This window comes from Pseudomonas sp. DTU_2021_1001937_2_SI_NGA_ILE_001 (genome assembly GCF_032463525.1).
Classification (GTDB): Bacteria; Pseudomonadota; Gammaproteobacteria; order Pseudomonadales; family Pseudomonadaceae; genus Aquipseudomonas.
In genome coordinates this window covers 5,391,303-5,415,702 of record NZ_CP135971.1, presented here as the reverse complement: position 1 = coordinate 5,415,702, position 24,400 = coordinate 5,391,303, and the positions used below count along the sequence as shown (strand labels likewise).

Below are 24,400 nucleotides of genomic sequence, written 5' to 3'. Positions count from 1 at the left end.
CGCCGCCCTCCGGGTCAGTTCCTGAGTGGCTGCCTTCGGGCGCCCCTTCTCCCCAACGGAAAACCGGTAAGGAATTATGTGCGGAATAGCAGGTGAGCTTCGTTTCAACCATCAACCGGCGGATCTAGCCGCCATTGAACGTATCACCCACCACATGGCGCCGCGTGGCCCCGATGCCTGGGGCTTCCACAGCCAGGGGCCGGTCGCCCTCGGCCATCGGCGCCTGAAGATCATGGACCTGTCGGACGGGTCGGCGCAGCCGATGATCGACAACACCCTGGGCCTGTCGCTGGCCTTCAACGGTGCCATCTACAACTACCCCGAGCTGCGTGCCGAACTGGAAGCGCTGGGGTATGCCTTTCATTCCGGTGGTGACACCGAGGTGCTGCTCAAGGGCTATCACGCCTGGGGCAAGGACATGCTGCCCAAGCTCAACGGCATGTTCGCCTTCGCTGTGTGGGAACGCGACGCCAAGCGTCTGTTCATCGCCCGCGACCGTCTCGGCGTCAAGCCGCTGTACCTTTCGCGCACCGGCGAGCGCCTGCGCTTCTCCTCCAGCCTGCCGGCTCTGCTCAAGGGCGGTGACATCAGCCCGCTGCTCGACCCGGTGGCATTGAATCACTACCTGAATTTCCATGCCGTGGTGCCTGCACCACGCACGCTGCTGGCCGGTGTCGAGAAGCTGCCGCCGGCCAGCTGGATGCTGATCGATGCCGATGGCAACACCGAACAGCAAGTGTGGTGGACCCTGCCCTACGGCCCGCATGACGACGAGCGCGAGCTGAGCTTCGAAGACTGGCGCCAGCGCGTACTGGACAGCACTCGCGAGGCGGTGGGCATTCGCCAGCGTGCGGCGGTGGACGTCGGGGTGCTGCTGTCGGGCGGTGTGGACTCCAGCCTGCTGGTCGGCCTGCTGCGTGAAGTGGGTGTCGAAGACCTGTCGACCTTCTCCATCGGCTTCCAGGACGCCGGCGGAGAACGCGGTGACGAGTTCCAGTACTCGGACCTGATCGCCCGTCACTACGGCACGCGCCATCATCAATTGCGCATCCAGGAAAGCGAGATCATCGAGCAACTGCCGGCGGCCTTCCGCGCCATGAGCGAACCGATGGTCAGCCACGACTGCATCGCCTTCTACCTGCTGTCGCGGGAAGTCGCCAAGCACTGCAAGGTGGTGCAGAGCGGCCAGGGCGCCGACGAGCTGTTCGCCGGTTACCACTGGTACCCGCAGGTCGATGGCGCCAGCGACCCGGTCGCCGCCTATCGCCAGGCCTTCGTCGACCGCAGCTATGACGAGTATGCGCGCACCGTGCAGCCAAAATGGCTGGTGGACCACGACGCTGCCGGCGACTTCGTGCGCGAGCACTTCGCCCAGCCCGGTGCCGAGGCGGCAGTGGACAAGGCGCTGCGCCTGGACAGCACGGTGATGCTGGTCGACGACCCGGTCAAGCGGGTCGACAACATGACCATGGCCTGGGGCCTGGAAGCCCGTACGCCGTTCCTCGACTACCGCCTGGTGGAACTGTCGGCCCGTGTACCGGCACGCTTCAAGCTGCCCAATGGCGGCAAGCACGTGCTCAAGGAAGCCGCACGCCTGGTCATCCCGGCCGAGGTCATCGACCGCAAGAAGGGCTATTTCCCGGTACCGGGTCTCAAGCACCTGGAAGGCAACACCCTGAACTGGGTGCGTGACCTGCTGCTCGACCCGAGCCAGGACCGCGGCCTGTTCAACCCGGCGGCCATCGACGGCCTGCTGACCAACCCCAAGGACCAGCTCACCCCGTTGCGCGGCTCCAAGCTGTGGCAACTGGCAGCCCTGAACCTGTGGCTGAGCGAACAAGGACTCTGATCGATGAAACCCCACTCTACGGCCTACAGCCAGCGACTGTTGCGTCGTCAGTCCCCCTCCTACGAACGCCTGCAGGCGCGCTTCGCCGAAGACGGCGCGCAGCCTGACGGCGGCCCGCTGGCCCTGCACTGTGGCTGGGGGCGGCTGTTGATCGGCCATACCTACCCGGAACCTGCGGTGCTGGCCGAGGAACTGCTCAACGAGAAACCCGGCGAGCGTGACATTGCTCTTTACGTGGCCGCGCCTCAGCAAGTGCTGGCGCAAGCGCCGCAGCAGCTGTTCCTCGACCCGTCCGATACCCTGCGCCTGTGGTTCAGCGACTATCGTCCGGCGCACCGGGTGTTTCGCGGCTTTCGCATTCGTCGGGCGCAGAGTGAGGCCGACTGGCAAGCGATCAACAACCTGTACCTGGCGCGCGGCATGCTGCCCGTCGACCCCGAGCTGCTGACGCCACGGCATCTGGGCGGGCCGGTGTACTGGCTGGCCGAGGACGAAAGCAGCAATGCGGTGATCGGCAGCGTCATGGGCCTCAACCACCTCAAGGCCTTCAACGACCCGGAAAAAGGCAGCAGCCTGTGGTGCCTGGCGGTGGACCCGAACTGCTCGCGGCCCGGCGTCGGCGAAGTGCTGGTGCGGCATCTGATCGAGCACTTCATGAGCCGCGGCCTGAGCTACCTGGATCTGTCGGTACTGCACGACAACCATCAGGCCAAGGCGCTGTACGCCAAGCTCGGCTTTCGTACCCTGTCGACCTTCGCCATCAAGTGCAAGAACGGCATCAACGAGTCGCTGTTCCTCGGCCCCGGCCCGCAGGCGGAGTTCAACCCCTATGCGCGGATCATCGTCGAAGAGGCGCACCGCCGGGGCATCGACGTGCAGGTCGATGACGCCGACGCCGGCCTGTTCACCCTGAGCTATGGCGGACGCCGCGTGCGCTGCCGCGAATCGCTCAGCGACCTGACCAGCGCGGTGAGCATGACCCTGTGCCAGGACAAGAGCCTCACCCACCGCACCCTCAAGGCCGCCGGCCTGTGCCTGCCGGCCCAGCAACGCGCCGGCAGCGCCGATGACAACCTGGCCTTTCTCGAAGAGCACGGCCGCGTGGTGGTCAAGCCGCTGGACGGCGAACAGGGCCAGGGCGTCGCCGTGGACCTGCGCAGCCTCGACGAAGTACAGCAGGCCATCGAGCACGCTCGGCAGTTCGACAGCCGGGTCATCCTGGAAAGCTTTCACGAAGGCCTCGATCTGCGCATCGTGGTGATCGGTTTCGAGGTGGTGGCTGCGGCAATCCGCCGGCCCGCCGAGGTGATCGGCGATGGGCGACATACCATCAAGCAACTGATCGAAGCGCAGAGTCGCCGTCGCGCCGCCGCCACCGGTGGCGAAAGCCGCATTCCCATGGATCAGGAAACCGAACGCACGGTGCGCGATGCCGGCTACAGCTACGACGACGTGTTGCCCATGGACCAGCGCCTGGCCGTACGCCGCACCGCCAACCTGCACACCGGCGGCTGCCTGGAAGACGTCACCGCCATTCTTGACCCGGTGCTCAGCGATGCCGCCGTGCGCGCCGCACGGGCGCTGGACATTCCGGTGGTGGGCCTGGACCTGATGGTGCCGGCCGCCGACCAGCCTGAATACGTGTTCATCGAAGCCAACGAACGGGTAGGCCTGGCCAATCATGAACCGCAACCCACCGCAGAACGCTTTGTCGATCTACTCTTTCCACATAGCCTGCCCGCCCATAACTAGGGCAGTTGCACACCAGCCGCCACAGGCAGCAAGCCGCTTCACACCGGCTTGCTACCTGTGGCCTGGCCGTTGCGGCTGCTTTGAAGGAGCCCTCCATCATGTCTGATGCGACCATCCCTGATCCGGATCTGAATTACCTGCAGAAAGTCCTGCTGGAAATGCTCGCGATACCCAGCCCTACCGGCTTCACCGACACCATCGTGCGCTACGTGGCCGAGCGCCTGGAAGAACTGGACATTCCTTTCGAACTGACCCGCCGCGGCACCATCCGCGCCACCCTGCGTGGGCGCAAGAACAGCCCGGACCGCGCGGTCTCGGCGCACCTGGACACCATCGGTGCCTGTGTGCGTGAAGTGAAAGACAACGGTCGCCTGGCCCTGGCGCCGGTGGGTTGCTGGTCGAGCCGCTTTGCCGAAGGCAGCCGGGTCAGCGTCTTCACCGATACCGGGGTCATCCGTGGCAGCGTGTTGCCGCTGATGGCTTCCGGGCACGCCTTCAACACCGCCGTCGACCAGATGCCGGTCAGTTGGGAGCACGTCGAGCTGCGCCTGGACGCCTATTGCGCCACCCGCGCCGACTGCGAGTCGCTGGGCGTGGGTATCGGCGACTACGTGGCCTTCGACCCGTTGCCGGAGTTCACCGAAAGCGGCCACATCAGTGCTCGCCACCTGGACGACAAGGCCGGCGTCGCCGCCCTGCTCGCCGCGCTCAAGGCGGTGGTGGACAGCGGCATGGAGCCGGTCATCGACTGCCACCCGCTGTTCACCATCACCGAAGAGACCGGCACCGGCGCCGCCGGGGCGCTGCCCTGGGACGTCAGCGAATTCGTCGGCATCGACATCGCCCCGGTCGCGCCAGGCCAGCACTCCAGCGAACATGCAGTGAGCGTGGCGATGCTCGACTCCGGCGGGCCTTACGACTATCACCTGTCGCGGCACCTGTTGAAACTGGGCGTGGACAACGAACTGCCGGTGCGCCGCGATGTGTTCCGCTACTACTTCAGCGATGCGCACTCGGCGATCACTTCGGGGCATGACATCCGCACCGCCCTGCTGGCTTTCGGTTGCGACGCCACCCACGGTTACGAGCGCACCCACATCGACAGCCTGGCGGCCCTGAGCAAGCTGCTCAGCGCCTACATCCTCAGCCCGCCGGTGTTCGACAGCGATGCGCAGCCGTCCAAGGCTTCGCTGGAAAGCTTCAGCCACCAGCTGGAGCACGACACCCAGATGGAGCCGGAAACCCGCGTACCGCCGGTGGACAGCCTGATCGGCCAAGGACGCGAGTAATCGCCATCGCGGCTTCAGCCGCGATTCGATTCGTTCACCGCGTAGGAGCGGCTTCAGCCGCGAAGCGAGCGCATGTTCACCGCCGATGCTGTGAATTTGCCAGCCCTTCCACAGCTGAAGCCGCTCCCACTGAGCCACACGATGCCCATCCGCCTGATGCACCGCCCTGTGCCGTGCATTATGATTCCCGGCCCTGCAGTGAGAGCCGTCCATGCTGATCCCCTACGAGCAACTCGAACCCGAAACCCTCACCCGCCTGATCGAAGACTTCGTGACCCGCGACGGCACCGACAACGGTGACGAAACCCCCTTGCAGACCCGCGTGCTGCGTGTACGCCACGCGCTGACCAAAGGCCAGGCGGTGATCTTCTTCGATGTCGAGAGCCAGCAGTGCCAGTTGATGGCGCGTCACGAAGTCCCCAAGGAACTCTTCGACTGACAAGCGCCCTCACGCCGAGCCGCTTGTCCCTGCTCGGTCGGCCGGGCCAGGGTCTGGGCAATGCGCTTGAACACCTCGGCGCGGTGGATCTTCACATGCCTGGGCGCCTCGAAGCCGAAGCGCACCTGGTTGCCGCTCACGCCCAGGATCTGCACGGTGATTTCATCACCGATGGAAAAGGTTTCACCCACGTCCCGCGTTAATACCAACATGTTCTGCACTCACTCGTTCGACGGAACATGCAGGTTGCCGCGAGTGGCAAAGTGCTTCAATGCGACAACTTCAAATCAGTTGCGCCTGACAGAGTTGCCAGATACCACTGAAAGAACATTCCTACTTTCTTGTATCGAGTGTCAGAAAAGTCACCTTAACTTACGCGACGACGCCATAGTACCCAGCCATACGCCAGAACATTAATGACCACAACGACTATCCCCAGGCCTGTCTGCACACTCGGCGTCAGCCCTGCCGGATATATCAGCGCAATCAGATAATGCTCAACGAAGCCACCGCTGTACCCCTGCTGTCCGGCCTGTTGGCGAAAGTGGTTTTCCAGTGGCGTAAGGGGGCAGTAAAGGTGCAGGAACTCCACCAGCGCGCCCCAGGCCACGGCAGGCAGATGCAACAGCGCCAGCCATCGCCAACGCAGCATCAGCAGGCCGCCGAGCAACACGAAGATGATGAACAGCAGATGCACCACGACCAGCGCATCGGCGATCAGGCGCATACCCATGACTCCTCCTGCAAGCGCTTGTAAACATGAACCTAAGCAAGATTACAGCCGGCGCGTTAAAACCTGCGCAGTTTATTCAAGTGACTACCACGGATAGAGCGCGATACCCGCGTGCAGAAAAAGTTTCAACTTTCAGACCAGTTACATCGCCATTAACCGAACACAGAAAAAGTGGCGGCAAACGCCGTATTGTTTCAGAACCTTTCATAAACGCAGAGAGTCGGATCTTTCAAGAGGCCTGAAACTTCAATCCCCCGCGGTTTGAATCTTCACGGCAGTCTTGGCTTCCCCAATCGTTAGAAGGAACTCGTCATGGGCATCAGTACTATTCTCATCATCCTCCTCATCCTGCTGCTGATCGGTGGCCTGCCGGTCTTCCCACACTCGCGCAGCTGGGGTTACGGACCGTCGGGCGTGATCGGCACCATCCTGGTCATCCTGTTGGTGCTGGTGCTGCTGGGCAGGATATGACTGCACGGCCCGGCCACCACCGGGCCGACGCTGAAGTGAAAAAAAAGAAGCAGCCCGAGGGCTGCTTCTTGCTGTGCGCCGGATGGCGGATCAGTGAGAGACCGCACCGCTGGCACCCAGGCCGGTCTGCGAGCGGACGAACTGCGGCACGAACAGTGCACGCTCGTCTTCGGCAGCCTGGGACTTGTCGGTGATCGAGAAGAACCAGATGCCGACGAAGGCGATGGCGATGGAGAACAGCGCCGGGTACTCGTAGGGGTAGATCGGTTTCGGGTTGTGCAGGATCTGCACCCAGATGGTCGGACCGAGCACCATCAGCACCACGGCGCTGATCAGGCCCATCCAGCCGCCGATCATGGCGCCACGGGTGGTGAGGTTCTTCCAGTACATCGAGAGCAGCAGCACGGGGAAGTTGCAGCTCGCGGCGATGGAGAACGCCAGGCCGACCATGAACGCGATGTTCTGGCTCTCGAAGGCGATACCCAGCAGGATGGCGACCACGGCCAGGGCAATGGTGGTCATCTTCGACACACGGATCTCGTCCTTTTCGTTGGCCTTGCCCTTCTTGATCACGCTGGCGTACAGGTCATGGGACACCGCCGAAGCACCGGCCAGGGTCAGGCCGGCAACCACCGCGAGGATGGTGGCGAAGGCCACCGCCGAGATGAAGCCCAGGAACAGGCTGCCGCCCACGGCATTGGCCAGGTGCACCGCAGCCATGTTGTTGCCGCCGATCAGCGCGCCGGCTGCATCCTTGAACGAGGGGTTGGTGCTGACCAGCAGGATCGCGCCAAAGCCGATGATGAAGGTCAGGATGTAGAAGTAGCCGATGAAACCGGTGGCGAAGAATACCGACTTGCGGGCTTCCTTGGCGTCACTCACGGTGAAGAAGCGCATCAGGATGTGCGGCAGGCCAGCGGTACCGAACATCAGCGCCAGGCCCAGGGAGAACGCCGAGATCGGATCTTTCACCAGGCCGCCAGGGCTCATGATCGCCTCACCCTTGGGGTGAACCGCCACGGCTTGGGCAAACAGCTGGTTGAAGTCGAAGTTGACGTGCTTCATGACCATCAGCGCCATGAACGAGGCACCGGACAGCAGCATCACCGCCTTGATGATCTGCACCCAGGTGGTGGCCAGCATGCCGCCGAACAGCACGTACAGGCACATCAGGATGCCGACCAGGATCACCGCGACGGTGTAGTCCAGGCCGAACAGCAGCTGGATCAGCTTGCCGGCACCGACCATCTGGGCGATCAGGTAGAAGGCCACCACCACCAGCGAACCGCAGGCGGACAGGGTGCGGATTTCCTTCTGCTTGAGGCGGTACGAGGCTACGTCGGCGAAGGTGTACTTGCCCAGGTTACGCAGGCGCTCGGCGATCAGGAAAAGGATGATCGGCCAGCCCACCAGAAAGCCGATCGAGTAGATCAGGCCATCGTAGCCAGAGGTGTAGACCAGCGCGGAAATGCCCAGGAAGGACGCGGCAGACATGTAGTCACCCGCGATTGCCAGGCCGTTCTGGAAGCCGGTGATCTTGCCGCCAGCGGCATAGTAGTCCGAGGCGGAGTTGTTTTTCTTGGAAGCCCAGTAGGTGATGTAGAGAGTGAACAGCACGAAAGCCACGAACATGACGATCGCGGCAACGTTGAGTGGTTGTTTCTGTACCGCGCCAGTGAGGGCATCAGCTGCCATCAGGGCCGGGGCGAACGCTGCGAGGCCGAGGGCCGCGAAGAGACGACGGATCATTGCTGAATCTCCTTGAGTACGGCGTTGTTCAGCTCGTCGAATTCACTGTTGGCGCGGCGCACGTAGACACCCGTGAGGATGAATGCAGTGACGATCAGGCCGACCCCGATCGGCATGCCCCAGGTGACGGTGGAAGTGGCGCTGAGCTTGGCACCCAACAGATGGGGACCGTAGGCGATCAGCAGGATGAAAGCGACATAGAGCCCGAGCATGATCGCCGAGAGGATCCAGGCGAACCGCTCGCGCTTGGCCACCAGCTCCTTGAAGCGCGCGTTGTTCTGTATCGATTGGTAGATGCTGTCGTTCATTGTTTTTGTCCTCGCAGCATAAGAGAGATGACACAGCTTCACTTTAGTCGGCTCTTGAGACGACTCCAGACGACCTTAGTATTAGAACGACATTAATTTTCCGACGCTGCTGTATACCGTGCTGCGCAACAGACTTCAGAAACGAAAAAGCCACCCGACGCATTGCGCCGGGTGGCTTTGCCAGACACGGCTCGCGGGCCGCGAATCAACTCAGGATGAAGCTTACTTGCCGGTCCAGGCCGCCACGCGAGCCGGGTTCTTCTCGACCCACTCCTTGGCGGCGGCTTCAGGCTTGGCGCCTTCCTGGATGGCCAGCATCACGGTGCCGATCTCGTCTTTGGATTCCCACTGGAATTTCTTCAGGAACGCGACCACATCCGGGGCTTTCTTCTCCAGGCTCAGGCTGCCGACGTTGTCGACGGTTTCAGCGGCGCCGTAGACGCCTTTAGGGTCTTCCAGGAAGCGCAGTTTCCACTTGGCGAACATCCAGTGCGGCACCCAACCGGTAACGGCGATGGATTCATTGCGTTTTTCCGCACGAGTCAGCTCGGCGATCATGCCGGCACCGGAACTGGCCTGCAGCTTGTAGCCGTCCAGGCCGTAGTCCTTGATGGCCTGCTCGGTCTTGAGCATCACACCGGCGCCAGCGTCGATACCGGTGATCTTGTTCTTGAAGGACTCGTCGGTCTTGAGGTCTTCGATGCTCTTGGCCTTGACGTATTCAGGCACGATCAGGCCGATCTTGGCGTCCTTGAAGTTCGGGCCGTAGTCCACGACCTGATCCTTGTACTTGGCCATGTACTCACCATGAGTGCCCGGCAGCCAGGCCGAGAGCATCATGTCGAGTTTGTCGGAAGCCACGGCCTGCCACATGATCCCGGCCGCAACGGACTGCAGCTTGACGTCGTAACCGAGCTTCTGCTTGAGCACTTCGGCTGCCACGAAGGTGGTGGCGACGCTGTCGGACCAGCCTTCGACATAGCCAATGGTCAGGGTCTTGGTTTCAGCACTGGCCAGTGTGGAGCTGGCAGCCAGTACCAGAGCGGCACCGGCCGCCAGGAGTTTGCGCATCTTCATCGTTACTTCCCCGGTCGAGTTCTTGCGCCGACGAGCGTCGGGCATCGTTACGTTGTTTTTCTCAGGCTGACCCATCCCGCCCACAAGGGGCAATGCGCGCCCTCCACGTTTCGTTAACGCTTGCGACTGCGACCGACCGCGCCATGCACAGCCGGCCCATTGATAATCGGCTTCACGGGTGAAGCGGCATGATCTGCCAACGACCCCCAGGCAGCGGTAAACGACATCACACGGCCATCAACGACAGCATAGAAGTAAATGCGACATGAGCAGGGGCCGTTTCACTTCACACGTCCCCTTCCTGGTACGGCAGCCGCCCCAGCCGCCGACGTTCCCACCCTCAGGATAGAAACAAAATGTGTTACCCGACGCGGACCCGACAGCTCCGCAGGCGGGTAACACGGGAACACATCGACGCGCAAAACGCCTTCGACGGCGCACCAAAAACATTTAAGTCATTGATATTCAATGATTTTTAAAAGTTGGCACGACAACTGCTATATCTCTGGCACAACAAGAACAAAAACAAGCGACAAACCAATAAAAACAAGACGTAACGGCTCTGACATAACAAGAACAACACGGACAGAGGCGCAGCCAACTGATTTTTTTGGAGTCGATTCAGCTCCACCGGGCCTTTTGCGGAAGGCCACGCAACCAGGCAAGAACAATAAAACTACCTTGAGGTAGCACGGCACTGGTTGGATCGTACTGTTGTGCAGGCAGGCGATTGAAGCGAGTCAGCGCTCAAAAAAATACGTTTGCTCTTGACCCCGTATGGGGGTCGCACATGAAGCGGTGAAGGGCGGTTGACAAAAACAACAACAGACCGCCCTATAAAAACAAAAAGAGCATGCAAAGCCATTCAAAAGGGAGCCTCAGGGCTCCCTTTATGCTATCCGCCTACACCTTCCTGCCCTCCCCCGCCGCTGATCCGCCTTCACACGCAAAAGCGCACATTCCTACAGGTCATTCCCTTGGAAAGGTGTATCGTTTCACCCTTTTAACAAGGCTCGCTTGCAGGTACGGCACTTTGGCACCATACCGATGGTCATAGCCTGCGACTCTCATCTGTACCTCTTTCCCAAGGGATCAAGTCATGCTCCGTCTCCTGCGCCTCGCTGCAGTCCTGGGTGGCCTCTGCCTGAGTGCAGCCGCCCTGGCGAAAAACGTCGACCCCGCCACTTATGGCTACCCGCTGACTAACCCTTTCGAAGCGACCATCGCCACGACGCCACCCGACCTGCGCCCCGACCTGCCGTCCGATGACGACATCGACCAGGACGACTACTACCTCAATCTGCACCCGGAGCGTGAGTTCACCCTGCCAGACAACTTCTGGGCCGTGAAGAAACTGCGTTATCGCCTGGCCCGCCAGGACCATGCAGCGCCGCTGATTTTCCTCATCGCCGGCACCGGTGCGGCGTACAACAGCACACTCAACGAATACCTGAAGAAGCTCTACTACGGCGCCGGTTACCACGTGGTGCAGCTGTCGTCGCCAACCAGCTACGACTTCATGAGTTCCGCCTCGCGCTATGCCACCCCCGGCATTTCCGAAGAAGACGCCGAAGACCTGTACCGGGTGATGCAGGCCGTGCGCGCGCAGCACACCGACCTGCCGATCACCGACTTCTACCTCACCGGCTACAGCCTGGGCGCGCTGAACGCCGCGTTCGTCAGCCACCTGGACGAAACCCGGCGCAGCTTCAACTTCAAGAAAGTGCTGCTGCTCAACCCGCCGGTCAACCTGTACACCTCGGTGAGCAACCTCGACAAGCTGGTACAGACCCAGGTCAAGGGCATCAACAACACCACCACCTTCTATGAGCTGGTGCTGGCCAAGCTGACTCGCTACTTCCAGCAGAAAGGCTACATCGACCTCAACGATGCGCTGCTCTACGACTTCCAGATGTCCAAGGAACACCTGTCCAACGAACAGATGGCCATGCTCATCGGCACCTCGTTCCGCTTCTCGTCGGCCGATATCGCCTTCACTTCGGACCTGATCAACCGCCGCGGCCTGATCACCCCACCGAAGTTCCCGATCACCGAAGGCACCAGCCTCACGCCGTTCCTCAAGCGGGCCATGCAGTGCGACTTCGACTGCTACATGACCGAACAGCTGATTCCCATGTGGCGTGCCCGCACCGACGGTGGCAGCCTGCTGCAGCTGGTCGACCAGGTGAGCCTGTATTCGCTGAAGGATTACCTGCACAACAGCAGCAAGATCGCTGTCATGCACAACGCCGACGACCTGATCCTCGGCTCGGGCGACCTGGGTTTCCTGCGCCAGACCTTCGGCGATCGCCTGACCGTGTACCCATACGGCGGTCATTGCGGCAACCTCAACTATCGCGTCAACAGCGACGCCATGCTGGAGTTCTTCCGTGGCTAAACGTCCTTTAGTGCTGGCCGCCTTGCTGGCCGCCGGTACCGCCCACGCGGCGGATACCACCGAAATTTCCCACGCCACCAAAGACCAGGCCACGGTGGTACGCAACTACGACGCTGACGGTTTCACTCAGCCGCTCAAGTCGCTGAAGTTCAACCCAGGCCTGGACCAGCGCGAGTTCGAACGCGCCTCGACCAACGCCCTGGAGGTCTACGACCCCTTCGAGTCGTGGAACCGCCGCGTCTATCACTTCAACTATCGCTTCGACGAGTGGGTGTTCCTGCCGGTGGTCAACGGCTACCGCTACATCACCCCCGGCTTCGTGCGCAGTGGGGTGAGCAACTTCTTCAGCAACCTGGGCGACGTGCCCAACCTGCTCAATAGCCTGTTGCAGCTCAAGGGTCAGCGCTCGTTGCAGACTACCGGGCGCCTGCTGCTCAACACCACCATCGGCGTTGCCGGTCTGTGGGACCCGGCGACGCTCATGGGCCTGCCCAAGCAGAGCGAAGACTTCGGCCAGACCCTGGGCTTCTACGGCGTACCAGCCGGCCCTTATGTGGTGCTGCCACTGTTCGGCCCGTCCAACCTGCGTGACACCGGCGGACTGGTGTTCGACATCGCGGCCGAGTCGCAGATCAACTTCCTCAACGTCGCGCAGGTCAGCAGCGACCACCCGGAAATCCTCATTCTGCGGGGTATCGACAAGCGCTACGTGACCAGCTTCCGCTACGGGCAGATGGACTCGCCGTTCGAGTACGAGAAGGTGCGCTATGTGTACACCGAATCGCGCAAGCTGATGATTTCCGAGTAAGGCTCGGGCTGATGAAAAACGGCCAATCCGGAGCACCGGATTGGCCGTTTTTCGTTTCATATACTGCTGGAAGCCGGGGCCTAACCTTGGTAAAGGCACCCCACCGGCAGCGACATTGCTCAGATGCGTGCGGGGGGCGGACCGAAGCGGTTGTCGCCAGGTGTGCCAGCCTGCAGCATCAGCCAAAGGGATATGAAAGGCCCCACCAGGGGTACGTAATTGATCAGAAACCACCAGCCACTGAGGTCTGTGTCATGCAAGCGGCGTATGGTGAAACTCAGATTGGTCAGGAAGATCAGCATCGAGAAGATGCCTGTACAGGGGCCAATCCCCCAGTCGGGATCAATAAGATTGAAATGGAAGTCCATCCACACCAGCACGCCAACGATCAGCAGCATATGGATAAGGTAATACACCGCCTCTCGGCGACTGGCGCGCCCCTCGAAGTTCAAAGTGTTCTTGTAGATATGCAGCAGGACCTTCATCAACGCTCCCGGCGGGTAGACCCCGTCAATTTCAGAAGCACGCCACTATAAAGTCCTGTTCCGAGCTGACTGCCAGCCACCGCAGCCAGCGCGGTGGGAAACGTCCTTTCTCTTCGTACTCCTGCATTCTCATGGTCGTAAGCCATCCAAATCATCGAATCAGTCGATTCTTTGCATGGGTAATTCGGGACCATTGATCGATTTAAAGCATTTATCATGGCGCCATCTGATATTCGAGGAGCCGCCCATGAGCGCGTACCGCAAAGTCCATTCGATCCATGTCGGCCAGCCCGCCTCCGATGGTGCTGGCGTCAAGCTGACCCGCGTATTCGGCGGGCCGGGCGTCGAGCAGTTCGATCCTTTCCTGATGCTCGACGAGTTCGGCTCCGACCGTCCCGACGACTACATCGCCGGCTTTCCACCCCACCCGCATCGCGGCTTCGAAACCGTGACCTATATGCTCGAAGGACGCATGCGCCATGAAGACCACATGGGTAACGTCGGCCTGCTGCAGGGCGGCGGCGTGCAGTGGATGACCGCAGCGCGGGGCATCATCCACAGCGAAATGCCGGAACAGGAAGAAGGCGTGATGCGCGGCTTCCAGCTGTGGCTGAACCTGCCGGGTAAGAACAAGCTGATGGATGCCAGCTACCGCGACATTCAGCCCGAGAACATTCCTCGTCTGACCACACCGGACGGCATCGAGGTGGTGACCATCGCCGGGCACTTCGACGACGGCCAGGTCCAGCAGGACGGCGCCGTGCAACGGCCCGACACCGAACCGCACTACTTCGACCTGCACCTGCCGGCCGGCACCGGCATCAGCCCGAAACTGCCCCAGGGGCATCGGGTGCTGCTGTATGTCTACGAAGGCAGCATCGCGGTCGCCGGCTGCGCGCAGACCGTGGCGTCCAGCCGCCTGGTGCGCCTGGGTGAAGCAGGCGAGCTGCGCATCGACAGCGCCGAGGGTGCGCGGGTGCTGGTGATCGCCGGCAAACCGCTGGGCGAGCCGATCGTGCAGTACGGCCCGTTCGTGATGAACAGCCGCGAGGAAATCGAACAGGCCCTGCAGGACTTTCGCAACGATCGCCTGACCGCCTGAGGCACTGCGCGGCTGAAGCCGCGCCTACCCGGAGGGACCGGCTTGAGCCGCAATACAGTTCAGTTGGTCGTCATGTGGCCCGGTAGGAGCGGCTTTAGCCGCGAAAGCGCCGGTAAATTCACTGCATTTGCTGTGAAAATGCGGTGGCTTCGCGGCTGAAGCCGCTTGTGTCTTTCGACAGGGTAAAGTCAGAGGTGAGAGGGGTGGATGGCAACTGTTAAGCCGCAGTGCCCTGGAGCACGTGTAGGAGCCCAACTGCCATCCACTCTTTTCACTCTGACCCCAAGCTCGAACAGTTGACTGAGTCCGACCTCGAACAACAAGCGTGAGCCCGTTCAGAGTGACCTCTCGCCCTTAAGCCTAGAGGTTTTTCTTATGACCGCCTACGCCGGAATCGATGTCGCCAAAGATACCCTGCAGATTGCGCTGTATCCCCAGAGCAATAGCTTCTGCACCACCAACACCTCTGAAGGAATCCACCAGCTTATCCAATGGTTGAGTGATAACCGGGTCGAGCAGGTACTGGTTGAGGCCACAGGCGGCTATGAAAGGTTATCGGTCAAACTCCTGGCCAAGGCCAGATTCAAGGTCATGCGTATCAATCCGCTGCGTGCTCGCCAGTTCGCTCTGGCCATGGGCAAGCAAGCCAAAACCGACTCGATCGATGCGCAGATGCTGGCCATGTTCGCCCATGCCTTGCGAAAGAAAGAGTTTGTGGTGGCCGATGAAGCGCGCGATAAGTTGACCGAACTGGTGAACCAGCGTGACGCCTTCGTTCAGCAGCGTGATGACAACCGTCGCCGTATTCAACAAGCGCAAGAACCTGAAGTGCAGCAGGCCTATCGGGAGCTCAATGCCAAAATCCAAGAGATGATCAAGGCAGCAGACCGACGCATTGCTGCACAGACTCGACAGGTCGATGGGGCCTTGGTGGACCGCCTGCAAGCGATCAAAGGCATCGGCGCGGTGTCGATCTCCAGCCTGTTTTGCTATCTGCCCGAGCTGGGGGATCTGAGTCGTGGACAGGTGGCGGCCTTGGCAGGAGTGGCGCCTTACAACAACGACAGTGGGACTAAGCGCGGTAACCGGCACATTTACGGCGGACGCGCGAAGCTACGCCGTGCGATGTACATGAGTACCTTGGTGATGGTCCGTTACAACGAGGACTTCAAGAACCGATACGCTCAACTTCGCGCCCGAGGTAAGTGCGCGAAGGTGGCGCTGACGGCGTGCATGCGAGTCCTGCTGGTGAGGTTAAACGCCATGGTGCGAGATGGTGCACCATGGCGAGAGGGTGCAATTTGACCGTTGGTCGATCTTCGGTGAAAGACAGTTGGCTCCTACCAGGGACGAGCGGAAACAGGCTTCAGCCGGTAGTGCCGCTAGGCGATGCGCAGGAAACGCTTCAGTTCTTCGCTCTGCATCTTGGCATCATGCCGTCCCAGCTCGATCAGCTCGCTGCAGTATCCCGCTTCGAACAGCAGGTAGCTCAACACGCTGGCGCCACTGGTCTTGGTCGCCCCCGGCCCGCGCAGGAAGGTGCGCAGCGCTGGCGGCAGTTCGTGGCGGTGCCGTGCGGCGATTTCGTCCAGCGGACGGCTGGGCGAAATCACCAGCACCTCTACCGGCGCCATGCCCGGCTGGCGACGCATTTGCTCGTCGGGCAGCAAGGCGCTGAGGCCGTTGAGACGCTCGAGCAGCTCGATGTCGCTTTCCAGGCTGTCGATGAACGTGCTGTTGAGCATATGGCCGCTGATCTGCGCCAGGGTCGGCTGGTGGCCGCTGGTGATTCGCGGCCCCTGGTTGGCCTGCACGCCCCGCGGATTGCCGCTGACACCGATGACCAGCACGCGGTTGGCGCCCAGGTGCAGGGCTGGACTGATCGGCGCCGACTGACGCACCGCACCGTCGCCGAAATACTCCTGCTCGACCCTCACCGGCGCAAACAGCAGCGGAATGGCCGAGCTGGCCAGCAGGTGGTCGACGGTCAACCGCGTCGGCAGGCCGATGCGCCGATGGCGCAGCCAGGAGTCGATGGTGCCGCGCCCCTGATAAAAGGTCACTGCCTGTCCCGACTCGTAGCCAAAGGCAGTCACCGCGACGGCTCGCAGGTGACCGCCTTCGACCGCCTGCTCGATGCCGGAGAGGTCCAGGCGCTCGGTCAACAGGTCGCGCAATGGCTCGCTGTTGAGCAGCGCCACCGGACGCTGCGAGCCCAGGCCCAGCAAACTCTTGCCCACGAAGCGACTGGCCTGGCGAATCACCCCCGGCCAGTCGCTGCGCAGTACCTGATGGCTGCGAAAGTTCTGCCAGAACAGCGTCAGCTGGTGCACCGCCACACGAAAGCGCATGGCCTCGCTGGCCAGCTTGACGGCATTGATGGCACCGGCCGAGGTGCCGACGATCACCGGAAAGGGATTGGCCGCCCCGTAGGGCAGCAGCTCGGCGATACCGGCCAGCACGCCGACCTGGTAGGCGGCACGCGCGCCGCCGCCGGAAAGGATCAGGCCGGTCACGGCCTGGTCATCGGGGGGTGTCACTACAGCGGGTTCCAACATCGAACGAACCTCAGTGATCGCCTTTTCTTATTGTCTTTTCGCGTACAGCCTGGGCTCGCCTTCCGGTCTGCTCTTGAAGCGACGGTGTGCCCAGAGGTACTGCTCGGGGCATTCGGTAATGGCCCTTTCTACCCATTGATTGATGCGCAAGCAATCGTCTTCGTCGCTTTGGCCGGGAAAATTGTCCAGCGGCGGATGCAGCACCAACCGGTAGCCGCTGCCATCGGCCAGGCGTTGCTGAGTGAAAGGCACGACCCGGGCACGGCCAAGCTTGGCGAACTTGCTGGTAGCCGTCACGGTGGCGGCCTGGATGCCGAACAGCGGCACGAACACGCTTTGCTTGGCGCCGTAGTCCTGGTCCGGCGCGTACCAGATGGCGCGGCCATTGCGCAGCAGTTTGAGCATGCCGCGCACGTCCTCGCGCTCCACAGCCAGCGAGTCGAGGTTGTGCCGCTCGCGACCACGCCGCTGGATGAAGTCGAACAATGGGTTCTTGTGCTCGCGGTACATGCCATCGATGGTGTGCTGCTGGCCCAGCAGCGCGGCGCCGATTTCCAGAGTGGTGAAGTGCAGCGCCATGAGGATCACCCCCTCGCCCTGCTGCTGCGCCTCACGCAGGTGTTCCAGCCCCTCGATATGCGCCAGCCTGGCCAGGCGCTTGCGCGGCCACCACCAGCTCATGGCCATCTCGAAGAAAGCGATGCCGGTGGAGGCGAAGTTTTCCTTGAGCAGGCGCTTGCGTTCAGCGGCCGACAGCTGCGGGAAGCACAGTTCCAGGTTGCGTGCGGCAATGTATTTGCGATCAGTGGCGAAACCGTACATCACCCGGCCCAGCAGGCGGCCGATGACCAGCAGCACGCGAAACGGCAACTGCACGACCAGCCACAGCAGGCCAAGGCCCAGCCACAGGGCCCAGAAGCGCGGATGAAGGAAATAGGGGCGAAAACGCGGGCGATCCATTTAGGCTTCCGTCAGAACGATGGCCGCGCATTCTACATCGGTTCGCCATGGCTTGCGGCTGACGAACGTTCTCGTTATAAGTCTCGGCACTTTTAGCGACAAGCCGTTGTCTATCCCGACCATGAGTCAGACCGAACAGCAAAACCTCGACCCCGTGTTCCAGCTCAAGGGCAGCATGCTTGCCATCACCGTGATGGAACTGGCGCGTACCGACCTTGAGGCCCTGGACAGACAACTGGCGGCCAAGGTCGCCCTGGCCCCCAATTTCTTCAGCAACACGCCGCTGATCCTGGCCCTGGACAAGATCGCCCCGCAGGACGGCACCGTCGACCTGCCCGGCCTGATGCGCATCTGCCGCCAGCATGGCCTGCGAACCCTGGCGATTCGCGCCAGCCGTATCGAGGACATCGCCGCCGCCATCGCCATCGATCTGCCGGTACTGCCGCCCTCAGGCGCCCGTGAACGACCGCTGGATCCGGTCGAGGCCCCCGCCCCTGCGCCCAAGCCCGTGGAAAAACCGGCCGAACCCCTGGTCAAGCCGACCCGGGTGATCACCTCGCCGGTGCGCGGTGGCCAGCAGATCTACGCCCAGGGCGGTGACCTGGTCGTCGTCGCCCCGGTGAGCCCCGGTGCGGAACTTCTGGCCGATGGCAACATCCATGTCTACGGTCCTTTGCGAGGCCGGGCGCTGGCAGGCATCAAGGGTGATGCCAAGGCACGGATCTTCTGCCAGCAGATGGGCGCCGAACTGGTGTCCATCGCCGGCCAGTACAAGGTTTCCGAAGACCTGCGGCGCGATCCGCTGTGGGGTACTGGCGTGCAGATCAGCCTGTCCGGGGATGTGTTGAACATCATTCGTCTTTAACGGATACTGCCGCCATTTATCAAAGCATCTCTGACTCGTCGCGAAAACGTAGCAAAGGTTGTAGGAAATCCAGAGAACTTTGTGTTTTAACCCGTGCTGTCCAGATAGCCGCCTTAAAGCCGAAAATTCCGTGATTTCCAGCATTGTTCGACTACCGCCGCTTCAAGGGACGCTCTTCTTGGACTGAAAGTCCGTTTGCTCTAGGGGTGAAACACCTTGGCCAAGATTCTCGTAGTTACATCCGGCAAGGGTGGTGTGGGCAAGACCACCACCAGCGCCGCCATCGGTACCGGCCTCGCACTGCGCGGCCACAAGACGGTAATCGTCGACTTCGACGTCGGTCTGCGTAACCTGGACCTGATCATGGGCTGTGAACGCCGCGTGGTATACGACTTCGTCAACGTCGTGAACAACGAGGCCAATCTGCAGCAGGCGCTGATCAAGGACAAGAAGATCGAAAACCTGTACGTGCTGGCCGCCAGCCAGACCCGTGACAAGGAAGCCCTGACCAAGGAAGGCGTGGAACGCGTGCTCGACGAGCTGCGCCAGTCGTTCGAATACATCGTCTGCGACTCCCCGGCCGGCATCGAGACCGGTGCGCACCTGGCGATGTACTTCGCCGACGAAGCCATCGTGGTCACCAACCCCGAGGTGTCTTCGGTTCGCGACTCCGACCGCATGCTGGGCATCCTGGCCAGCAAATCGCGCCGCGCCGAGAACGGCGAAGACCCGATCAAGGAACACCTGCTGCTGACCCGCTACAACCCGGAGCGCGTGAGCAAGGGCGAAATGCTCGGCGTCGACGACGTCAAGGAAATCCTCGCCGTCACCCTGCTGGGCGTGATCCCGGAATCCCAGGCGGTGCTCAAGGCTTCCAACCAGGGCGTACCGGTGATCCTCGACGAACAGAGCGATGCCGGCCAGGCCTATAGCGATGCCGTGGACCGCCTGCTGGGCAAGGACCGGGAACACCGTTTCCTGGATGTACAGAAGAAGGGATTCTTTGAACGTCTGTTCGGGGGTTGACGCATGAATATTTTCGACTTCTTTCGCGACCGCAAGAAAGCCAACAGCGCTTCGGTGGCGAAAGAGCGTCTGCAGATCATCGTAGCGCACGAGCGCGGCCAACGCGGCAACACGGCCCCCGACTACCTCCCTGCCCTGCAGAAGGAGCTGGTGGAAGTGATCCGTAAATACGTCAGCATTGAGTCCGACCAGGTGCAGGTCGCTCTGGAAAACCAGGGCAGCTGCTCGATCCTGGAACTCAACGTAACCCTGCCTGATCGCTGATCCGGCAACCGCCAGCGGCGCAATCGGAGCTTCCCGCCAGGGAGGCCTCCGGTTGCGCCGCTCGCGTTTTTCATCGTGCACCGAGGCCGTCTACCCGCATGCCGCTGTCGAACATCCGCATTCTTCATCAGGACGCCGCCCTCCTGGTGGTCGATAAACCTGCCTTTCTGCTGTCCGTGCCCGGCCGCGCCGAGGACAACAAGGACTGCCTGATCACCCGCCTGCAGGATAACGGCTACCCCGAGGCACGCATTGTCCATCGCCTGGACTGGGAAACCTCCGGCATCATCCTGCTGGCCCGCGACGCCGACAGCCACCGCGAGCTGTCCCGGCAGTTCCACGACCGCGAGACCGAGAAGGCCTACACCGCACTGTGCTGGGGCCAGCCAGAACTGGACAGCGGCAGTATCGACCTGCCACTGCGCTACGACCCGCCGACCAAGCCACGCCACGTCGTCGACCACGAACAGGGCAAGCACGCCCTGACCTTCTGGAAGATCCTCGAACGTCATGCCGATCACTGCCGCGTGGAACTGACCCCCATCACCGGTCGCTCGCACCAGCTGCGCGTGCACATGTTGTCCATCGGCCACCCACTGCTGGGCGACGGCCTGTATGCGCATGCCGAGGCGCTGGCCGCTTCCCCGAGACTGTGCCTGCATGCCAGCATGCTGAGTTTCAGCCACCCGGTCAGCGGCGAGCGCCTGCGCTTCGAATGCCCGGCACCGTTCTGATCCTGCGCGGCCAAAACCGCCCCGATGCGATAAACTCGCGGCACTGCTGTCTGGAGTGATTTATGCGTGAAGAGTTGAACAAGGGCCTGATCGACTTCCTCAAGGCCTCGCCCACCCCGTTCCATGCCACCGCCACCCTCGTACAACATCTGGAAGCCGCCGGTTTCCAGCGCCTCGACGAACGTGACACCTGGGCCGTCGAAGCCGGTGGCCGGTATTTCGTGACCCGCAACGACTCGTCCATCGTGGCCTTTCGCATGGGTCGCCACTCGCCACTGATCAGCGGCATCCGCATGGTCGGCGCACACACCGACAGCCCCTGCCTGCGCGTCAAGCCGCAGCCTGAACTGCAGCGCCAGGGTTTCTGGCAACTGGGCGTGGAAGTCTACGGCGGCGCCCTGCTGGCGCCCTGGTTCGACCGCGACCTGTCGCTGGCCGGGCGGGTGACGTTCCGCCGTGACGGCAAGGTCGAGAGCCAACTGATCAACTTCCGTGCGCCGATCGCGGTGATCCCCAACCTGGCGATCCACCTCAACCGCAGCGCCAACGAAGGCTGGCACATCAACCCGCAGACCGAACTGCCGCCGATCCTGGCCCAGGTGGCCGGTGATGAACGTGCGGACTTCCGTGCGCTGCTCACCGACCAACTGGCCCGCGAGCACGACCTCAACGCCGACGTGGTGCTCGATTACGAGCTGAGCTTCTACGATACCCAGAGCGCCGCCGTGATCGGCCTCAACCAGGACTTCATCGCCGGGGCGCGCCTGGACAACCTGCTGTCGTGCTACGCCGGCCTGCAGGCCCTGCTCAACAGCGACAGCGAGCAGACCTGCCTGCTGGTGTGCACCGACCACGAGGAAATCGGTTCGGCCTCGGCCTGCGGCGCCGACGGCCCGATGCTCGAACAGATCGTCCAGCGCCTGGTCGGCGACCACGAAGACTACGTGCGCACCATCCAGCGTTCGCTGCTGGTCTCGGCCGACAACGCGCATGGCGTACACCCCAACTACGCCGACAAGCATGATGGCAACCACGGGCCCAAGCTCAACGCCGGGCCGGTGATCAAGGTCAACAGCAACCAACGCTACGCCACCAACAGCGAAACCGCCGGTTTCTTCCGCCACTTGTGCATGGCCGAAGAAGTCCCGGTGCAGAGCTTCGTGGTGCGCAGCGACATGGGTTGTGGTTCGACCATCGGCCCCATCACGGCCAGCCACCTGGGTATCCGCACCGTGGACATCGGCCTGCCGACCTTCGCCATGCACTCGATCCGCGAGCTGGCCGGCAGCCACGACCTGGCGCACCTGGTCAAGGTCCTCGGGGCGTTCTACGCCAGCACCGAATTGCCCTGAGCACTCCTGCAGGACCGGTTTGAGCCGCAAGTAAATCCCGGCTCAAGCCGCTTGCACTGCTCAGCGGTCGCGCATCACCGCACTGACGTGAATCGCGTCGTGCCGCCAGTACTCCAGGTCGCAATCGATCAGCCGCCCCTCGCGGTCATGATTGACCCTCGCGATGCACAAGCCGGGCGTGCCCAGTGACACCTTCAAGGCCGCAGCGGCTTCGGCATGCAGGGCAGTCGGCAACAGGTCGAAAGTCACCTGCCCGTAGTGCACCCCGTAGCGCTCGGCGTACAGCTCGGTGAGTGACTGGTCGAGATCGCAGTCGAGAATGCCGGGAAAATACTCTGGCTTGAGGTAATGCTCGACATACAGCACGGGCCGCCGGTCGATGCGGCGCGCCCGGCAGATCTGGATCACGCTGGACAGCGCCGGCAGTTGCAGGCGCTGGCAGATCGACGCCGAGGCCGGCTGCAGGCGCGCCGAGAGCATCTGGGTCTGTGGCTCGCGCCCCTGGGCGGCGACCATCGCGTGGAAGTGGCTGCGGCTGTTGAGGTCATAGGCCAGCCGGGGTGGCGAAACGAACCAGCCGCGCCGCTCTTCGCGGTAGATCAGGCCTTGGGCTTCGAGCTGCACCAGGGCTTCACGCAAGGTAATGCGCGTCGTGCCGAACAATTCGCTGAGCTGACGCTCGGCCGGCAGCTTTTCACCCGGCGGCAACAGGCCACGCTGGATCTGCTCCTGCAAGGCGTGGCAAATGGTGGTCACCGCTCGTGGTTCATCATCGCGCATAAGCTACCTTTCTGGTCTATACCAGCCCCAGACAAGGGCACGCGCGCCTCTCTGGAACCTGCCTGTGAGCCTATGTCCTGGACATGACTGTCCTGTGACATTCGCCTGGCCAAGCTTGCCAAGACTAGTCCATGACACGGCGCAACACCTTGTCCAGCAAGGCCCGGGCGGTAGTCTACGCTTAGTTCGCAGCGCCATCTGAGCGAACAACAAACGCGCCAGTCCCAGCGCCCGACACGAAAATGTCATGCAAAGCGCCTAATTTGGCTCAGGTATTGCTGATCTAGACCACGACCAACACCTCTTGCCGCAAGTGCACCAAGGAGCTTCGAATGAAACACCTTTTGTTGGCATCACTGCTGGGTTCGGCCATTGCCTTGAGCAACGCGGCCTTTGCGAACACCGACATCAAAGCCCTGGAAGACGCCGCCAAGGCCGAAGGCGCCGTGAACAGCGTCGGCATGCCCGACGACTGGGCAAACTGGAAAGGCACCTGGACCGACCTGACCGCCAAGTACGGCCTCAAGCACACCGACACCGACATGAGTTCGGCCCAGGAAGTGGCCAAGTTCGACGCCGAGAAAGATAACGCCAGCGCCGACATCGGTGACGTCGGGGCGGCCTTCGGCCCGATCGCCGCCGCCAAGGGCGTGACCCAGCCCTACAAGCCGAGCACCTGGGAACAGGTTCCGGACTGGGCCAAGGACAAGGACGGCCACTGGGCGCTGGCCTATACCGGCACCATCGCCTTCATCGTCAACAAGAAGCTGCTGCACGGCTCGGACGTCCCGAAAAGCTGGGCCGACCTGAAGACCGGCAAATACAAGGTTTCCATCGGCGACGTGAGCACCGCCGCCCAGGCCGCCAACGGCGTGCTGGCTGCCTCGTTCGCTTTCAAGGGCGACGAGACCAACATCGAGCCGGGCCTGCAGCTGTTCACCGAGCTGGCCAAACAGAAGCGCCTGTCGCTGGCCAACCCGACCATCCAGACCATCGAGAAGGGTGAAGTGGAAGTCGGTGTGGTCTGGGACTTCAACGGCCTGAGCTACAAGGCCAAGATGGCCAACCCCGATGACTTCGTGGTGCTGATCCCCTCCGACGGCTCGGTGATCTCTGGCTACACCACCATCATCAACAAGTACGCCAAGCACCCCAACGCCGCCAAGCTGACCCGCGAATACATCTTCAGCGACGCCGGGCAGATCAACCTGGCCAAGGGCAACGCGCGGCCGATTCGTGCCGAGCACATCACCCTGCCGGACGACGTGAAGGCCAAGCTGCTGCCCAACGAACAGTACAAGCACGTCACGCCGATCAAGGACGCGCAGGCCTGGGAGAAGACTTCCAAGGCCCTGCCACAGAAGTGGAACGAGCAGGTCATCATCGAGATGAACTGACACC

The 24,400-nt window shown here is 62.1% G+C and carries 24 protein-coding genes; 15 read left to right on the top strand and 9 right to left on the bottom strand.

Annotated elements, in window-relative coordinates; translation table 11 throughout:
• Positions 1 to 76 precede the first annotated feature (76 nt).
• From RRX38_RS23885 to RRX38_RS23870, 4 genes are all read left to right on the top strand, one after another.
• Positions 77 to 1,849 carry an N-acetylglutaminylglutamine amidotransferase gene (locus RRX38_RS23885; RefSeq protein ID WP_315960928.1) on the top strand — a complete coding sequence of 591 codons (1,773 nt, stop codon included), beginning with the start codon at positions 77 to 79 and terminating at the stop codon, positions 1,847 to 1,849.
• A gap of 3 nt (positions 1,850 to 1,852) precedes the next feature.
• A complete protein-coding gene (ngg, locus tag RRX38_RS23880) occupies positions 1,853 to 3,601 on the top strand; it encodes an N-acetylglutaminylglutamine synthetase (protein WP_295474526.1) in 1,749 nt (582 codons plus the stop codon).
• 98 nt (positions 3,602 to 3,699) lie between these two features.
• On the top strand, positions 3,700 to 4,890 hold the full coding sequence (locus tag RRX38_RS23875; protein ID WP_295474528.1) for an osmoprotectant NAGGN system M42 family peptidase: 1,191 nt from the start codon (positions 3,700 to 3,702) through the stop codon (positions 4,888 to 4,890).
• A gap of 211 nt (positions 4,891 to 5,101) precedes the next feature.
• Positions 5,102 to 5,329, top strand: coding sequence for a YheU family protein (locus RRX38_RS23870; RefSeq protein ID WP_295474531.1), 228 nt, complete (start codon positions 5,102 to 5,104; stop codon positions 5,327 to 5,329).
• Here the strand turns inward: RRX38_RS23870 and csrA are convergent.
• A complete protein-coding gene (gene csrA, locus RRX38_RS23865) occupies positions 5,299 to 5,541 on the bottom strand; it encodes a carbon storage regulator CsrA (protein WP_315960927.1) in 243 nt (80 codons plus the stop codon). The genes RRX38_RS23870 and csrA overlap by 31 nt on opposite strands.
• 155 nt (positions 5,542 to 5,696) lie before the next feature.
• On the bottom strand, positions 5,697 to 6,062 hold the full coding sequence (locus RRX38_RS23860; protein ID WP_315960926.1) for a DUF2784 domain-containing protein: 366 nt from the start codon (positions 6,060 to 6,062) through the stop codon (positions 5,697 to 5,699).
• A 312-nt stretch (positions 6,063 to 6,374) separates the two neighbouring features.
• Between RRX38_RS23860 and RRX38_RS23855 the strand changes: the two genes are divergently transcribed.
• Complete coding sequence (locus RRX38_RS23855; protein ID WP_295474540.1) at positions 6,375 to 6,533, top strand: DUF3309 family protein; 159 nt, start codon at positions 6,375 to 6,377, stop codon at positions 6,531 to 6,533.
• 90 nt (positions 6,534 to 6,623) lie between these two features.
• Here the strand turns inward: RRX38_RS23855 and RRX38_RS23850 are convergent, their stop codons facing one another.
• The 3 genes from RRX38_RS23850 to RRX38_RS23840 form a co-directional block, all read right to left on the bottom strand.
• Positions 6,624 to 8,282 (bottom strand): cation acetate symporter, encoded by a 1,659-nt coding sequence (locus RRX38_RS23850; protein WP_295474543.1) that lies wholly within the window; start codon positions 8,280 to 8,282, stop codon positions 6,624 to 6,626.
• Positions 8,279 to 8,590: a DUF485 domain-containing protein gene (locus RRX38_RS23845; protein ID WP_295474544.1), complete on the bottom strand. Its 312-nt coding sequence runs from the start codon at positions 8,588 to 8,590 to the stop codon at positions 8,279 to 8,281. The genes RRX38_RS23850 and RRX38_RS23845 overlap by 4 nt, the downstream gene beginning before the upstream one ends.
• Before the next feature lie 222 nt (positions 8,591 to 8,812).
• Positions 8,813 to 9,667 (bottom strand): glycine betaine ABC transporter substrate-binding protein, encoded by an 855-nt coding sequence (locus tag RRX38_RS23840; protein WP_315960925.1) that lies wholly within the window; start codon positions 9,665 to 9,667, stop codon positions 8,813 to 8,815.
• A 1,099-nt stretch (positions 9,668 to 10,766) separates the two neighbouring features.
• On the opposite strand from RRX38_RS23840, the gene RRX38_RS23835 reads away from it, so the two are divergent.
• The gene (locus tag RRX38_RS23835) at positions 10,767 to 12,065 is read left to right on the top strand and encodes a serine/threonine protein kinase (protein WP_295474550.1); all 1,299 of its coding nucleotides are present in this window, start codon (positions 10,767 to 10,769) and stop codon (positions 12,063 to 12,065) included.
• Positions 12,066 to 12,129: 64 nt separating this feature from the next.
• On the top strand, positions 12,130 to 12,873 hold the full coding sequence (locus tag RRX38_RS23830) for a VacJ family lipoprotein (protein WP_410524932.1): 744 nt from the start codon (positions 12,130 to 12,132) through the stop codon (positions 12,871 to 12,873).
• A gap of 119 nt (positions 12,874 to 12,992) precedes the next feature.
• On the opposite strand, the gene RRX38_RS23825 is transcribed toward RRX38_RS23830, so the two are convergent.
• Positions 12,993 to 13,358, bottom strand: a complete 366-nt coding sequence (locus tag RRX38_RS23825) for a DUF805 domain-containing protein (protein WP_295474555.1) — start codon at positions 13,356 to 13,358, stop codon at positions 12,993 to 12,995.
• Positions 13,359 to 13,605: 247 nt separating this feature from the next.
• Between RRX38_RS23825 and RRX38_RS23820 the strand changes: the two genes are divergently transcribed.
• Positions 13,606 to 14,460: a pirin family protein gene (locus tag RRX38_RS23820; protein ID WP_315960924.1), complete on the top strand. Its 855-nt coding sequence runs from the start codon at positions 13,606 to 13,608 to the stop codon at positions 14,458 to 14,460.
• 375 nt (positions 14,461 to 14,835) lie between these two features.
• Entirely contained in the window at positions 14,836 to 15,765 is a 930-nt protein-coding gene (locus RRX38_RS23815; RefSeq protein WP_315959592.1) for an IS110 family transposase, read from the top strand.
• Positions 15,766 to 15,842: 77 nt separating this feature from the next.
• Here the strand turns inward: RRX38_RS23815 and RRX38_RS23810 are convergent, their stop codons facing one another.
• Together RRX38_RS23810 and RRX38_RS23805 are read right to left on the bottom strand one after the other, a co-directional pair.
• Positions 15,843 to 17,018 (bottom strand): patatin-like phospholipase family protein, encoded by a 1,176-nt coding sequence (locus RRX38_RS23810; protein ID WP_315960923.1) that lies wholly within the window; start codon positions 17,016 to 17,018, stop codon positions 15,843 to 15,845.
• Between the two features lie 27 nt (positions 17,019 to 17,045).
• A complete protein-coding gene (locus tag RRX38_RS23805) occupies positions 17,046 to 17,978 on the bottom strand; it encodes a lipid A biosynthesis lauroyl acyltransferase (RefSeq protein ID WP_295474563.1) in 933 nt (310 codons plus the stop codon).
• 121 nt (positions 17,979 to 18,099) lie between these two features.
• Between RRX38_RS23805 and minC the strand changes: the two genes are divergently transcribed.
• The 5 genes from minC (at position 18,100) to RRX38_RS23780 (ending at position 22,219) form a co-directional block, all read left to right on the top strand.
• Complete coding sequence (gene minC, locus RRX38_RS23800; protein WP_295474566.1) at positions 18,100 to 18,843, top strand: septum site-determining protein MinC; 744 nt, start codon at positions 18,100 to 18,102, stop codon at positions 18,841 to 18,843.
• 216 nt (positions 18,844 to 19,059) lie between these two features.
• A complete protein-coding gene (gene minD / locus RRX38_RS23795; protein ID WP_295474568.1) occupies positions 19,060 to 19,869 on the top strand; it encodes a septum site-determining protein MinD in 810 nt (269 codons plus the stop codon).
• Between the two features lie 3 nt (positions 19,870 to 19,872).
• Entirely contained in the window at positions 19,873 to 20,133 is a 261-nt protein-coding gene (gene minE / locus RRX38_RS23790) for a cell division topological specificity factor MinE (protein ID WP_295474571.1), read from the top strand.
• A gap of 98 nt (positions 20,134 to 20,231) precedes the next feature.
• Positions 20,232 to 20,867, top strand: coding sequence for an RluA family pseudouridine synthase (locus tag RRX38_RS23785; protein WP_315960922.1), 636 nt, complete (start codon positions 20,232 to 20,234; stop codon positions 20,865 to 20,867).
• Positions 20,868 to 20,929: 62 nt separating this feature from the next.
• Positions 20,930 to 22,219: a M18 family aminopeptidase gene (locus RRX38_RS23780; protein WP_295474576.1), complete on the top strand. Its 1,290-nt coding sequence runs from the start codon at positions 20,930 to 20,932 to the stop codon at positions 22,217 to 22,219.
• A 60-nt stretch (positions 22,220 to 22,279) separates the two neighbouring features.
• On the opposite strand, the gene RRX38_RS23775 is transcribed toward RRX38_RS23780, so the two are convergent.
• Complete coding sequence (locus RRX38_RS23775) at positions 22,280 to 22,999, bottom strand: UTRA domain-containing protein (RefSeq protein ID WP_315960921.1); 720 nt, start codon at positions 22,997 to 22,999, stop codon at positions 22,280 to 22,282.
• A gap of 332 nt (positions 23,000 to 23,331) precedes the next feature.
• On the opposite strand from RRX38_RS23775, the gene RRX38_RS23770 reads away from it, so the two are divergent.
• Positions 23,332 to 24,396: an ABC transporter substrate-binding protein gene (locus tag RRX38_RS23770; protein WP_315960920.1), complete on the top strand. Its 1,065-nt coding sequence runs from the start codon at positions 23,332 to 23,334 to the stop codon at positions 24,394 to 24,396.
• Positions 24,397 to 24,400: the final 4 nt, after the last annotated feature.